The organism is Kumtagia sp., assembly GCF_059502445.1.
This window is the reverse complement of record NZ_JCACER010000101.1, coordinates 55,592-68,359: the sequence shown is the minus strand read 5'-3', so window position 1 is coordinate 68,359 and position 12,768 is coordinate 55,592. Positions and strand designations below refer to the sequence as shown.

Sequence of the window (12,768 nt, the reverse complement as noted above, 5' to 3'; positions counted from 1 at the left end):
TCCCCCTTGACGCCAGCCTTCGGAGCCCGAAAAGACAATATACGCCACAGTTTCTATTCGTACGCTAGACCACTCTAACCTACTGTAGGCATTGATCTTTTCTGGCGATCAACTCCGAAGCCAGTATCCTGTGATGACCCCGAATTTCCGCCTGGGTGCTTCCGCGGTGCTTCCGCGGAAGCGGTCCAACGGAAGCGGCGCAGCCGCCGGAGTATGTCACATGGCGAAGCTAAGCAAACGTAGTGTCGATCAGGCCGAAGCCGGCGAGAAAGACTATTTCATCTGGGACGACGAGCTGCCCGGCTTCGGGCTGCGCGTCTTCAAATCGGGGAAGCGCAGCTACCTGGTGCAGTATCGCGCCAAGGGTCGCACACGACGCTTCACCATCGGCATGCACGGAGTCTGGACGCCGGACACTGCGCGCGTGCAGGCGCGCATCTTGCTCGGCCGCATCGCGCAAGGCGACAACCCGGCCGAAGAGCGCGAGCTCGACCATAAGGCGGTCACCATCAAGGAGCTGTGCGAGCGCTATCTCGAGGACGCGAAGAACGGATTGATCCTCGGCAAGAAGCGCCGCCCGAAAAAGGCGTCCACCATCTACACCGATGAGGGACGCATCCGGCGTCACATTATTCCGCTGCTCGGCACGCGGCGCGTGAAAGACATCACCGCCGCAGACGTGACGCGCTTCATGCGCGACGTCGCATCCGGGAAAACCAAAGCCGATCAGAAGACCAAGAAGCGCGGCCGCTCGATCGTGCGTGGCGGCATCGGCACGGGCACGCGCACGGTCGGCCTGCTCGGCGCCATCCTGACCTACGCCCGCGAGAGTGGGATCATCGACGCTAATCCGGCTCACGGCATCCGTAAGGCTGCCGACCAGAAGCGCACCCGGCGTCTTTCGGAGGACGAGTATCGCTTGCTAGGAAAGCTCCTCAAGAAGGCGTCTCAAGACGATCAGCTCGCAACCGCTGCGGAGATGGGGAAGGCCATCGCGCTCACGGGGTGCCGGCGTGGCGAGATCATCAATCTCATCTGGCCCGAAGTGGACAGCGACAATAGCTGCCTGCGGCTCACCGACAGCAAGGAAGGTGCTTCGGTTCGACCGATCGGACTCCCGGTGGTCGACCTTCTCAATGCGCGCCGGCCAGAGCATGCAGCCGGCCCGGTCTTTGGCGGCACCATCGAAGGCAAGCCGCTGGTCGGGTTTCCGAAGCACTGGCACAAGATGCTGGAGAACACACCGCTTGCCGGGATTACCCCGCACGTCCTGCGCCACAGCTACGCCAGCATGGCGAACGATCTCGGCTTCACCGAATCGACAGTCGCGGCGTTGCTTGGGCACGCGCAAGGCACCGTCACCAGCCGCTACATCCACACGGTTGATACGGCTTTGATCATGGCCGCAGATGCGGTCGCTGGTTATATCCAGGGCCTGCTCGATGGCGTGCGATTCAAGCGCAGCTCCTACGCACTCGATCGCGAATCGCGCCAAGCAGCGATGAACCGCCTGTTCGCGCAAGCGATGCAGCCAGGAGAAGCTTTGGAGCAGTTGGCGGCGTAAGTTTTAGACAGCGCCCTCCAGCCACGGCGAAAGCTCTCGCGCTCTCAAGCGTCAGCGCGAGGCCATCTCAACTTGCCCCGTCCTACCCTCAGCGCATCCACGACCGCCGTCGCCCCGGGCAACCTTCCCGAGAACAGGCTGGGCTTCGGATCTACCGCCGGCTTTTTGAAGGGGACCACACGTCGATAGTCCGGTGTCGCCAGCCATGTGCGGCCATCGCCCTCGTCCGTGATGACCCGATAAAGCCCAGCCGGCGGCGCCGAGTGCGCAGGAACGTCGAGCAACCTCTTGTAGCGTTCGATCGACCACTTCTGGATTCCGCCGCTGAGGGCCTCGGTCCTGAAACGCGCCCAGAGCGCGGCGGTATCAGGCGTTGGCCAGTCGCCGGCGTCGGTAAACGCCGTGATTTCATCGGATTCCAGCCATGCACGCATCTCGGCCGGCGTTACGAAGACGGGGTTGGTGGTCTGGATCGCCGCGATAGCCGCCCGCCTGGACGGAAGGCCCGCCCGTATCAACATCGACATCATGAACTGCGGAACCCCTGTTTCCAGAGATGCGGCTGCGCCACCCGGAATGATGTCCGGGGACCAGCCCAAAGTCAGACGCCGGGTTCTGATAGCTTCCAATGCCCAAACCAGCCGATAGGTGAAGGCCTCTTCCACCATGCGCATGTTGTGGGGTCCGATCTGCGAGACCTCCGCGCCCGACACCCATTGCTTCAGGATCGCTTTCCAATTGCCAGGCAGCGCATTCTTCTTGTCGGGAATGAACGGCCGCATCGCCAGCAGTCGCTCCCCGAGGCCCGCCAAGGCATCGGCCAGTTCGTCGACGTCTCCTGGCAGGGACGCGGCGTCGGCTTGATCGATGAGGGCGCCCAACTCTTCCGCCATCGCGTCGATCGTCAGCCCGGCTTCCAAGCCGACGCCCATCGCGAAATGCCCGCGACGGGCCTGGGGCGTTGTCACCGACCAGATGAGATTGGCACGCGCCTCGAACACCTTGCGGTGTTGCGCCTCCATGCCTTCACCCTCGCGCGCTATTTGACGCGCCCAGAGCGATCCCTTGAGCGCTTCGTCGAGAAGCTTGGGCAGGTCGGTGCGGTCGGCATCGAGCGCCTCCACCAAGCCAAAGACCGTTGCATCAAGGCGCTCGACGAGTTCCGAGAGCGGCTCCTCGTCGATGCTTTCCTCTTCATCTCCTCCCGCCTCGTCATCCTCGTCCTCGTCATCCGGATCACTTCCGTCTGGAGGCACCGCAAGCTGAGCGGCGATCGCCGCTTCTTCTGCCGGCGACTTCCAGGCCTCGCGGGCGTTGGCGAGATATTCCCACGCGTCGGCGCGTCCCAGCACGCCCTCTTGAGCCAGGCGATCAAGAATCTCCGCGACGATCTGAATCAGTCCGCTCTTCAGCGTCCGGGCCTTGGAAGAGGCCACCAATCCCCGCCATTCTCCGCTCCGCCAATCGACTCGATCGAACATGACGTGGACGATGAGCCCTTCCACATCGACGAAAGCGCGGCCGGCGCGGCCGGCGACATTGGCGAACTCCTCGCCGGTGATCGGTTTGCCTGCTCGGTACAGCGCCGGGACGAGCAAGACTGCGGCGTTGAGATTGAGCCCCTGCGACAGCGTCGGCGATGCAACGATGACCTTGAGGACGCCCTCCGACAGCAGGACTTCCAACTCGCGGAGAAACGGGCTCGGCAGGCGGCCGTGGTGAATGGCGACGCCCGCCTTAAGGCTTGCCACCGCCGGATGATCTTCGCCGAGCCATTCTTTGCCGACCTCGAGTGCGCGAGCGATCGATACTTCGTCATCCAGAAGCGAGTCCAGATAGCCGCGTTTGCAGAGGTCGACGATTTGCTTTCCGTACCCCTCAACCCAGTTCGCTTGCGTCGAGAAGATGAGTGTCCGCTTGCCCTGCGCCGCGAACTCCCAGGCCGCAAACAGGGCCAGATGTGACGTTTTTCGGGGATAGGGCTTCTTCTCACGGCCGCGGGGCGGCTTTTGAACCACGAAATGATCCAGGAACGGGCCGTTGTTGGTCAGATCCAGGGTCAGGCGCGCATCACGCGCACGCCACGCCAGCATTCCGAAACGCTGGCGTGTTGGCCGCCAGTCAGACCTCACGGCATCGCCTGGCTCGTCCGCCCGTATCCACGCAGTCAGATCGTCGAGCTCATCCCCACTCGGGAGAATCGCCGAGAGGCAGACAATACGGCGGTCGGTCGAGTCCGCGCGTCGCAACAAGCGCTGCACAAGCGTCTCGTAGCGGATCTCACGCTCGCTCGGCCCGATCATGTGGCCTTCATCGAGCACGATCAGCCCGACGTCGTCGATCAGGCTCGGATCGCTTCTCAGCGCGAAGTCGAGTTTCTCCGGCGTCGCTATGATGATCTCCCGCGATCGGAGCGCGTCCTCGTCACCAGCCGAGAGGCCGCTGGCGCCGTAGAGCGACGACACGCTGAATCCGAGCGGCGCGAAGGTCTTACGAAACGATCGTTCTGTCTGAGCCGAGAGCGCTCGCAGCGGCGTCACGATGAGAACTCGCCGCGCCGAAGACAGCGTCATGAGCGCGGCGATCTCAGCGACGCGCGTTTTCCCGGCGCTGGTGGGTAGGGCGACGACCAGGTCATCCTTGACATCCGTCGAGCGGCGCGCCGCCTCACGCTGCGAGGGCCACAACTCGACCTCGGAATTCTTCCGAGCGTAGAGAGACCCAATAAACAATCGTCGCAGATCGGGATACTTCTCGGCGGCGCCCTCAGGTGGCTCCGTCGGCAGGTTCTGGTGCAACGAATGTTGCCATAGGTCGTCGATCAGATGCCGGCACAGATTGGTGATCCACCACAGCGGTACGTTCTCCGCATTGTCGGCCAGGCTGACGGCCGTTGTGAGAAGCGAGCGCGCCGCGTCGAGCGGTTCCTCTTCGCCCGTCTCCAACGCGAAATCGAAGAAGGCCAACGCCCGACAGATCGTGGTGTTGAGAACGATCGCCAGGATCTCGTCGACATCGGCATCCTCACCGGACAGCCCCGCAGCAATCCGGTCGTCACCATGCGCCGCGTCGTTCAGCCAACCGCGCACGAAGGCTCGAAGCCCATCAAGGTCGCGGAGCACCAACTGCATCACCGCCGTTTCGCCCGGCGTCAAATTCAGGTCGTCCACCGCCTCGTTGAAGAGCGAATAGGCGACGGCCGAGAACCCGGCCAGGTGGTAGGCCGTGGCGGCGATCGTCCTGCGGAAACCGCGATCGGCGGCTTCGGGATCGGCATTCCGCACCAAAGCTTCAAACGCGTTGCCGGCGCGCTCGAACGCCTTGCTCGTCAACTCGGAGGAGCCGGCCTGGGTGCGAAGGGCCATTGCCGCACGGAGCAGCGCAAACCCATGTTCTGCAAGGTCGGTATCGATGGTCGCGCCGACCGGCGGGGCATTTTCAGGCAGAACGCCACCGCTTCGCATTAGCGACCATGCCGCCCCTCGATACAGCAGCCGCCCTTGCACGCCGTCCTGCGTCGCGCGCGTCAAAAATGCTTGCAGTTCGTCAGTCGTCTCCAAGGTCTTCCGCTTTCTGGTACATCTCCTTGATGAAGTCCTGGTGGTCTTCGATGTGGAGATTCACGACATACTGATCCCGGTTGGTCCCCGCGCCTTCGAGATCGTCCTTCAAAGACGCGTGAGGACCGTTGCCCGACACCGTGAAGAGCATGTGGTCGATGCGATCAGCACGCAGAGCCTTCAGGCCGATTTCGTCGCGAAGGTCGCGGCCGAGTTGCACATCGTCGTCTTCTTTGCTCTCAAGCAAACGGTTCGCGACAAACGCCAACGAGTCCGGCGTGCATCTTCCGTTGTCCCGGTTGAGGACCTTACGCGCGCTCGTGACGGTGGCTTTGCCTAGAGCCTTGTTGCTCTTGGCTTCACCTTTCAACAGCCAAAGCTTGGAGTCATCGCCTCCATAGCCCGCCCCGATGAAGTCGTCGCCCCGCATCGCCATGTTGCGCCCATCCTTGTAGCGCAGGCGGCGCACGGGAACGCGCAGACCGATTTCCTCCTCGACCAACTCGGTCGCCAATATCTCACCGAGATCGCCCGAGCGGCCCCTGTCAGTTTGGGGAAGCTGCGCGCGCAGAATTTCCGCGGCAACCTTATAGCCGAGGCGCTGGACGTCATCGGCTATACGCTCAAGTCGATCATAGTGGGAGCGCATGGTCTCGGCGAGGTCGTCACGAACCTCCTCCCGTCCGCCGTCCCTTTCGACATACGTCCAGTAGCGTTTCCGCTTGTCCTTTTCTTTCGTGGCTTCGCACCACTTCTTATACAGCCCCACGCGGCGCTCCCCTGCCTGCCTTGTTCGCCGGCGCCTCTCCATCCCAAAGGCTCGACAGCGGCGCCGCCGCCAGCTTGTCGCCGAACGGCACGAAGTCCGTGCTGTCGTAGAGGACGACGCCGAATGCAAAACGGTCCCCGCAAGCCTCGGCCAATGCCCGCAGGCCGGCGAAGTCGCCAGCCTTGACCGTGGCGCTCGCCTTCACTTCGATACCTGCGATCGTCCCGTCGTCACGCTCCAGCACGATGTCCACCTCGCGCATGTCCCGATCCCGGAAATGATGCGGCGTCAACCGCAGGTCCGAAGCCGTCATGAGCTTCAGCACTTCCGAGAACACGAAGCTCTCCAGCAGCGCGCCGAACGTCCCACGATCCGCCTTCACCCGATCAAATGTGAGCCCGCGCACACCCGCCAACAGGCCTGAATCGAGAAAATGGAGCTTGGGCGTCTTGACGATCCGCTTCAGTGCATTGGTGAACCAGGGCTGCACGGTCGCGATCAGGAACACCTGTTCGAGCAGCCCCACATAGCGCTGACTCGTCTTGTGATTGACGTTGATGCCGCTCCCGAACTGCGAATAGTTGACCAGCTGGCCGGAGTGCTCGGCCAGCAGCCGCACGAATTTGGGAAGCTCGGTCAGCTTTTCCACCTCAGCGATGTCCCGCATGTCGCGGGTCAGGATCGAAGTGAGATAAGATCGCAGCCAGTCCTGCCGCCGCCGCTCGCTGTCGCGGCTGATCGCTTCGGGGAAGCCGCCGACCAGGACGAGTTTGACGAGATCGTCGCCGACGATCGCACTCCGCTGTCCCTGGAGCTTCCCTTCGAAGAGGCGTTCGAGAAAGGTCGGGGTCCGGCCTGCAATCTCGGCTCTCGCCAGCGGCAGCATCCGGATGGTCTCCATCCGGCCGGCCAAGCTGTCGGCGATCCGCGGCAAGGTCAGTACATTCGCCGAGCCGGTGAGTAGGAACCGACCCGGACGGTAATCCTCGTCGACCGTCTTCTTGATCGCGAGCAGCAGGTCGGGCACGCGCTGGATCTCGTCGATGATGGCCCGATCCAGGCCTCGGATGAAACCGGCGGGATCGGATTGGGCGGCTTCGAGGACGGTCTGATCATCGAGCGTGATATAAGTCCGACCGGCTTCTCCCATCTTTCGGACGAGCGTGGTCTTGCCCGCCCGTCGCGGCCCCACGATCAGGACCACCGGGGTATCCAAAAGGGCTTCTTCCGCCCGTCGCTCCACAAACCGCTCGAACATGCCTTCTCCGAATCTCGGCCGATCGGGATTATCGGTATCGGCTGATTGGGAGTCAACGTCCCGCTAATTGGGAGACGGAAGGCCGCTATCTGGAAAGCCGGGAGGGGAAAGCCTTCCCCTTCGGCCGAGCCGGGGTCTCGGCCGATCCCCTTCTGCGGGGAGACCCCCGCAACGCCCCCTTTAGAGTGAGAGTGCGGACCGGGTTTGCCGTGACGGGTTGAGGGCTGGAGGAGAGGCCTCCGGCGCCCGTCGCGGAGAACCGCGATGTCCACCAAGACCGCTTCGGCTCGCCCCGGCCACGACCGGGCGAGCCTCTATGACGAAATCACCGGCAAGATCATCGCCGAGCTGGAGGCCGACCGCGTACCCTGGGTCCAGCCCTGGGGGACGGCTGCGGCGAAGGCGCCGCTCGCCATGCCAAAGAACGCCGCCACCGGCCGGCAGTATTCGGGGATCAACGTCCTGATCCTCTGGGGCGCCGTGATCGAGCACGGCTTCCCCGCCCAGAGCTGGCTGACCTTTCGCCAGGCGCTCTCGCTCGACGGCAATGTGCGCAAGGGTGAGCACGGCACCACCGTCGTCTATGCCGACCGCTTTGTGCCGGATGACGAGAAGCGACGCGCTCGCGAGACCGGCGAGGAGGCGGTCGCAATTCCGTTCCTGAAGCGGTTCACCGTCTTCAACGCCGCCCAATGCGAAAACCTGCCGGCCGACGTCGCGGCCGTCGCGCCACCGCCGCCGCCGGGCCTGATCGAGCCCAGAGTCGAGACGCTGATCCGCGCGACCGGCGTCGACTTCCGCATCGGCGGCAACCGCGCCTTCTACGCGCCGGGTCCGGACTTCGTGATGGTCCCGCCGCCGCAGGCTTATTTCGAGCCAATCAACTGGCACCGCACAGCCCTGCACGAGCTGGGGCACGCCAGCGGTCATCCGTCCCGTCTCGGCCGCGATCTCGGCGGCGTGTTCGGCAGCAAGAAGTACGCGTTCGAGGAGCTGGTGGCGGAAATGAACGCCGCCTTCTGCTGCGCGTCGCTCGGCATCGTTCCGACCGTGCGCCACGCGGACTATATCGGCTCCTGGCTCGAGGTCCTGCGCGAGGACAACCGCGCCGTCGTGCGCGCCGCCTCACAGGCCAGCAAGGCGGCGGACTGGATCCTCGGCTTCCTGCCCGACACCGAGAGCGCCAACACCACAGCGCAGGAGGCGGCATGATGCTGGGCCTCCTCACATCTGCGGCCGTCAGCGACGCGCCTGCGTCGGAATCGATCCGGCTTCGCGTTCTCAGCCTCGGCGCCGGCGTGCAGTCGACCACGCTGGCGCCGATGGCCGCCACGGCGAGGTCGGGCCCATGCCCGACTGCGCCATCTTCTCCGACACCGGCTGGGAGCCGAGGGCCGTCTATGCGCACTTGGCCTGGCTCATGTCGCCCAATGTGCTGCCGTTCCCCATCCACATCGTCTCGGCCGGCAACATCCGCGACGATCTGATCGCCGGAACGCAGGGTGCGCGCTGGGCGTCCATCGCTCCGCCGTACCGCTCGACCAGGCCGACCTCTCCAACGCCAGCGATCGCGACTAGCTCGATCTCTGGCCCAACGAGTGCGAGGGCATGTGCGGGGTCTGAAGGCCCGGAAATCCGGAAAAGCGGGACGGCGGACTTCCGGCTTGATGTCTTTCTGGTTCGTCGGCTTTGCGGCGCGGTCCTCCGAGAGGAAGAGGGCTGCGCCGGTTTTCACGGCGGGTTGGAGGTCGAGAGAGAGGCTCTCGGCCGCCCGCCGCGGAGACTACCCCATGGCTACTGCCATTCAGAAGATCACCCTGTCGTCCTCGCGCGACATTCCCTTCAACAAGCTGGTGCTGAGCCAGTCTAACGTGCGGCGCGTGAAGGCCGGCGTCTCGATCGAGGAGCTGGCCGAGGACATCGCCCGGCGCACGCTACTCCAGAGCTTGAACGTCCGCCCGGTCCTCGACGCCGAGGGCGCCGAGACCGGCATGTTCGAGATCCCGGCCGGCGGCCGGCGCTATCGCGCGCTCGAGCTGCTGGTGAAGCAGAAGCGCCTGGCCAAGGCCGCGCCGGTTCCGTGCGTGGTCCGCGATCCGGGCACCGACATTCTCGGTGAGGACGATTCGCTGGCCGAGAACATCCAGCGTGCGCCGCTGCATCCGCTCGACCAGTTCCGCGCCTTCCTGGCTCTGCGCGAGAAGGGGCGCTCCGAGGAGGACATCGCCGCGGCGTTCTTCGTCGGTGTGAACGTGGTGAAGCAGCGCCTGCGCCTGGCGTCGGTCGCGCCGGCCTTGCTCGACGTCTACGCCGAGGACGGCATGTCGCTCGAGCAGCTCATGGCCTTCACCGTCACCGCCGACCATGCCCGCCAGGAGCAGGTCTGGCAGGCAATCTCCGGCTCCTGGCAGAACGAGCCCTATCAAATCCGTCGCATGCTGACGGAGAAGACAGTGCGCGCTTCCGACCGGCGGGCGGTGTTCGTCAGCCTCGACGCCTATGAGGCCGCAGGCGGCGTGGTGCTGCGCGACCTGTTCCAGTCCGATGATGGCGGCTGGCTCGAAGACATCACGCTGCTGGACGGCTTGGTCGCCGAGAAGCTGAAGGCCGAGGCGGAGACGATCGCCGCCGAAGGCTGGAAGTGGATCGAGGTCGCCATCGACTTCCCCTATGGCCACACCCACGGGCTGCGTGCGCTGGAGGGCGTCGCGGTCGACCTCACCAGCGAGGAGCAGGCGACGATCGACGCGCTCAACGCCGAATACGCCAAGCTGGAGGCGGAGTATGACGGCGCCGACGAGCTGCCGGACGAGGTGGACGAACGGCTCGGCGAGATCGAGGTGGCACTCGCCGCCTTCGACGATCGGCCCGTCGCCTATGATCCGGCGGACATCGCCCGCGCTGGCGTCTTCGTGAGCCTCGACGCCGAAGGCGCCCTGTCGATCGACCGCGGCTACGTCCGGCCGCAGGACGAAGCGCCCGTGGGCGAACCGGAGCAGGACGGCGAGACCGATCCTGCGATGGCCGGAGCGCACGGCGCCGATCCCGACGCGCCCGTGGTTCAGCGCGCCGTCATCACCATCGGCGGGCAGGTCGCCGGACCGGAGGACGAGGACGACGAGGACCTGAAGCCGCTCCCGGACCGCCTCGTGACCGAACTGACCGCGGAGCGGACGCTGGCGCTCCGCGACAAGCTGGCGTCCACGCCCGCCGTCGCGTTCCAGGCCGTGCTGCACAAGTTCTGCCTCGACGTCTTCTCCCGCTATTTGTCCTACGGGACGGCGATGGAGGTGTCGGTGCGCAGCGCCAGCTTCCCGGTGCAGGCGCAGGGACTGAAGGACACGCCCGCGGCGAAGGCGATCGATGCGCGCCACAAGGCTTGGGAAGAGCGGCTGCCCAAGGACAAGGCCGATCTCTGGGACTGGCTCACCACCCTCACCGGCGACGAGCAGGCGACGCTCTTCGCCCATTGCGCCTCCTTCGGCGTCAATGCGCTCTACGAGAAGGGCGACCGCTACGGCGCGGGCGCCTCGTCCCACACCGTCGAGCAGCGCATCGCCGAGGCCGATCGCCTGGCCCAGGCCGTCGATCTCGACATGGTGCAGGCCGGCTGGCGTCCGACCGTCGAGAACTATCTCGGCCGGGTGCCCAAGCGCCGCATCCTCGAGGCGGTGCAGGAAGGCGCCGGCGAGCGGGCGGCGCAGCTCATCGACCACCTGAAGAAGGGCGACATGGCCAAGGAGGCCGAACGGCTCCTGGCCGACACCGGCTGGCTGCCCGAGCCGCTGCGGATCGCCGCCGCGGACGACGCGCGCGTCGAAGCCAGCGAAGCCGAAGACGACGGTGAAGCGCTGCCCGAATTCCTCGCCGGCGACGACGAGGAAACGGAGGCCGAGGCCGAGGCGCCGCAGGTGATCGCGGCCGAATAGCTCGCGCGCGGGGCGGCTTCGGCCGTCCCGCGTCTCTTTCCCTTCAACCGACCCGACAGCCCGGCCTTCGCGCCGGGCTTTGTCGTTTCAGGAGACCGTCATGACCGACACATCCGCCACCACGCCGCAGCCCGCCGCGCCGATTTCAGATTGGGAGATGAAGGCGGCTGCCCAAGCCAAGCTTGAGGCCGAGCTTTTCACCCTCAACAAGGCCGCGCTGCTCAACGCACTGACGCTCGCCGGCGTCACCCGCGTTGTCGTCAGCTTCGACGGCTATGGCGATTCCGGCCAGATCGAGAATGTCGAAGCTCAGGCCGGCGACGATCCGGTCGCCATGCCTGCCGCGGCCATTGAAATCGCCGAGGCCGTCTGGGACCAAGCCGAACCGAACCGTTTGTCCGTCAGCATCGCGGCCGCTGTCGAGAGCCTGGCCTATGATGTTCTCGAAAAGACCCATTGCGGCTGGGAAAACAACGACGGCGCATACGGCGACATCATCTTTGATGTCGCGGATGGGGTGATCACGCTCGATTACAACGAGCGCTACACCACCTCCGAAAACTATACCCACACCTTCTGAGGAGGCAGCCATGGGACATTGCTATCATCACGCCCTCTCCTCGGTCAGGAAATGGGGCGGCGTCGCGGAAGACTATCTGCCACTGCACCAGTGGTTCGACGAGTCGAAGGCGATCACCGCCGACTTCCGGCATCGGGCGCTCAGACATCACGCTGAAGGCATCTTCATGCTGGAGCGCTTCTTCGGCCCGACCATCACCATCTCGACAGGCCGCGTCGTTCCTGTGCGCCTGATCGGCGAACAGCATGTGGTCGAGGATCTCGGCTTCATCCCGAGCTTCGCCGACTGGGTGAGCTGCATTCGCCCCCAGCCCTGGATGGGTCGCGCGCAGCCGATCCACAAACTGGTCGATCCCTTCGCCGTGACGTCCGGCGCGAGCACCGACGACGCGCGCGCCGCACCACCTCTTTTAGACGCCAGCGCAGCTACCAGGCCGACACGCTGGCCGAAGCCTGCCGCCTCGCCATCGAAGACGATGGCTGGGAGGGGCAGAAAGAGGACTACGAATCCGCGGGCGAAACTTATGTGACCGGCGCCTGGCCAGGCGACGTCCCGCCCTACAGCGTCGCGGCGCTTCCGATCCCATCGCATTTCGGCGAGGCCCTTCAGCGCAAGGCCGAGCACTTCGAGGTTCTGCTTGGCCTGCTCAAAGTCTTCGCGCTGCCGCCCGATGGCGGCCTGGCTGACGAACCGTTCTGGTGCCAGCGGGCGCACGCCGCGATCGCGAAGGCCGAGGCGATCCTCGCGGGCGCACGCGATCCCGATGACGAAGGAGGCGTGTCATGACCGAATATGTCGTCAAGATTGCCTTCTGGCTGCGGGCCTTCGACAGCGTGACCATCGAAGTTGCGTCTGACGCGGAAGCGATCGAGAAGGCGAAAGTAGCAGCCACCGCCGCAATGGAATCGACGGCGTTCCCGGAACACATCGACACTGACGAGCGGCGAGAAGGCGTCATCGCCTACATCGACCGCACCACGTCGGAGGGCTGTGAGCCCGTCATCGAGGACGTCGAGTTCGACGACGACCGCATCCACGGTCCGCCCGCCGCCTGATCCCAACCACACCCAAACCCACCCGAAGCCCGGCCGCGCGCCGGGCTTTCGCA

The 12,768-nt window shown here is 65.0% G+C and carries 9 protein-coding genes and 2 pseudogenes; 8 read left to right on the top strand and 3 right to left on the bottom strand.

All coding sequences use genetic code 11. The features are described from left to right. The first annotated feature begins 220 nt into the window (after positions 1 to 220). Positions 221 to 1,564: a tyrosine-type recombinase/integrase gene (locus AC5JDC_RS26255; RefSeq protein WP_495846045.1), complete on the top strand. Its 1,344-nt coding sequence runs from the start codon at positions 221 to 223 to the stop codon at positions 1,562 to 1,564. 44 nt (positions 1,565 to 1,608) lie between these two features. Here the strand turns inward: AC5JDC_RS26255 and AC5JDC_RS26250 are convergent, their stop codons facing one another. From AC5JDC_RS26250 to AC5JDC_RS26240, 3 genes are read right to left on the bottom strand one after another with little or no spacing between them, the layout of a single operon-like run. Then, entirely contained in the window at positions 1,609 to 5,124 is a 3,516-nt protein-coding gene (locus tag AC5JDC_RS26250; protein ID WP_495846043.1) for a DEAD/DEAH box helicase, read from the bottom strand. Beyond that, complete coding sequence (locus tag AC5JDC_RS26245) at positions 5,111 to 5,893, bottom strand: HamA C-terminal domain-containing protein (RefSeq protein WP_495846041.1); 783 nt, start codon at positions 5,891 to 5,893, stop codon at positions 5,111 to 5,113. Before AC5JDC_RS26245 ends, AC5JDC_RS26250 begins: the two co-directional genes overlap by 14 nt. Beyond that, positions 5,880 to 7,151 (bottom strand): ATP-binding protein, encoded by a 1,272-nt coding sequence (locus AC5JDC_RS26240; RefSeq protein ID WP_495846039.1) that lies wholly within the window; start codon positions 7,149 to 7,151, stop codon positions 5,880 to 5,882. The genes AC5JDC_RS26245 and AC5JDC_RS26240 overlap by 14 nt, the downstream gene beginning before the upstream one ends. Positions 7,152 to 7,415: 264 nt before the next feature. On the opposite strand from AC5JDC_RS26240, the gene AC5JDC_RS26235 reads away from it, so the two are divergent. From AC5JDC_RS26235 to AC5JDC_RS26205, 7 genes and pseudogenes are all read left to right on the top strand, one after another. Beyond that, positions 7,416 to 8,363 (top strand): ArdC family protein, encoded by a 948-nt coding sequence (locus tag AC5JDC_RS26235; protein WP_495846037.1) that lies wholly within the window; start codon positions 7,416 to 7,418, stop codon positions 8,361 to 8,363. Continuing rightward, a pseudogene (locus AC5JDC_RS26230) lies at positions 8,363 to 8,680 on the top strand (hypothetical protein); the annotation flags it as partial. The gene AC5JDC_RS26235 and the pseudogene AC5JDC_RS26230, both read left to right, overlap by 1 nt. Before the next feature lie 261 nt (positions 8,681 to 8,941). Then, positions 8,942 to 11,080: a ParB/RepB/Spo0J family partition protein gene (locus AC5JDC_RS26225; protein WP_495846035.1), complete on the top strand. Its 2,139-nt coding sequence runs from the start codon at positions 8,942 to 8,944 to the stop codon at positions 11,078 to 11,080. 100 nt (positions 11,081 to 11,180) lie between these two features. Further along, positions 11,181 to 11,660 carry a DUF6878 family protein gene (locus AC5JDC_RS26220; RefSeq protein ID WP_495846033.1) on the top strand — a complete coding sequence of 160 codons (480 nt, stop codon included), beginning with the start codon at positions 11,181 to 11,183 and terminating at the stop codon, positions 11,658 to 11,660. A gap of 10 nt (positions 11,661 to 11,670) precedes the next feature. Continuing rightward, positions 11,671 to 12,039 (top strand): annotated as a pseudogene (locus AC5JDC_RS26215) (DUF6915 family protein); the annotation flags it as partial. Positions 12,040 to 12,185: 146 nt separating this feature from the next. After that, positions 12,186 to 12,446: a hypothetical protein gene (locus AC5JDC_RS26210; RefSeq protein ID WP_495846031.1), complete on the top strand. Its 261-nt coding sequence runs from the start codon at positions 12,186 to 12,188 to the stop codon at positions 12,444 to 12,446. After that, the gene (locus tag AC5JDC_RS26205; protein ID WP_495846029.1) at positions 12,443 to 12,715 is read left to right on the top strand and encodes a hypothetical protein; all 273 of its coding nucleotides are present in this window, start codon (positions 12,443 to 12,445) and stop codon (positions 12,713 to 12,715) included. The genes AC5JDC_RS26210 and AC5JDC_RS26205 overlap by 4 nt, the downstream gene beginning before the upstream one ends. Positions 12,716 to 12,768: the final 53 nt, after the last annotated feature.

Coding starts and splice junctions, on each gene's coding strand:
- AC5JDC_RS26255 (WP_495846045.1), top strand. CDS start 221: ATGGCGAAGCTAAGCAAACGTAGTGTCGATCAGGCCGAAGCCGGCGAG.
- AC5JDC_RS26240 (WP_495846039.1), bottom strand. CDS start 7,151: ATGTTCGAGCGGTTTGTGGAGCGACGGGCGGAAGAAGCCCTTTTGGAT.
- AC5JDC_RS26235 (WP_495846037.1), top strand. CDS start 7,416: ATGTCCACCAAGACCGCTTCGGCTCGCCCCGGCCACGACCGGGCGAGC.
- AC5JDC_RS26225 (WP_495846035.1), top strand. CDS start 8,942: ATGGCTACTGCCATTCAGAAGATCACCCTGTCGTCCTCGCGCGACATT.
- AC5JDC_RS26220 (WP_495846033.1), top strand. CDS start 11,181: ATGACCGACACATCCGCCACCACGCCGCAGCCCGCCGCGCCGATTTCA.
- AC5JDC_RS26205 (WP_495846029.1), top strand. CDS start 12,443: ATGACCGAATATGTCGTCAAGATTGCCTTCTGGCTGCGGGCCTTCGAC.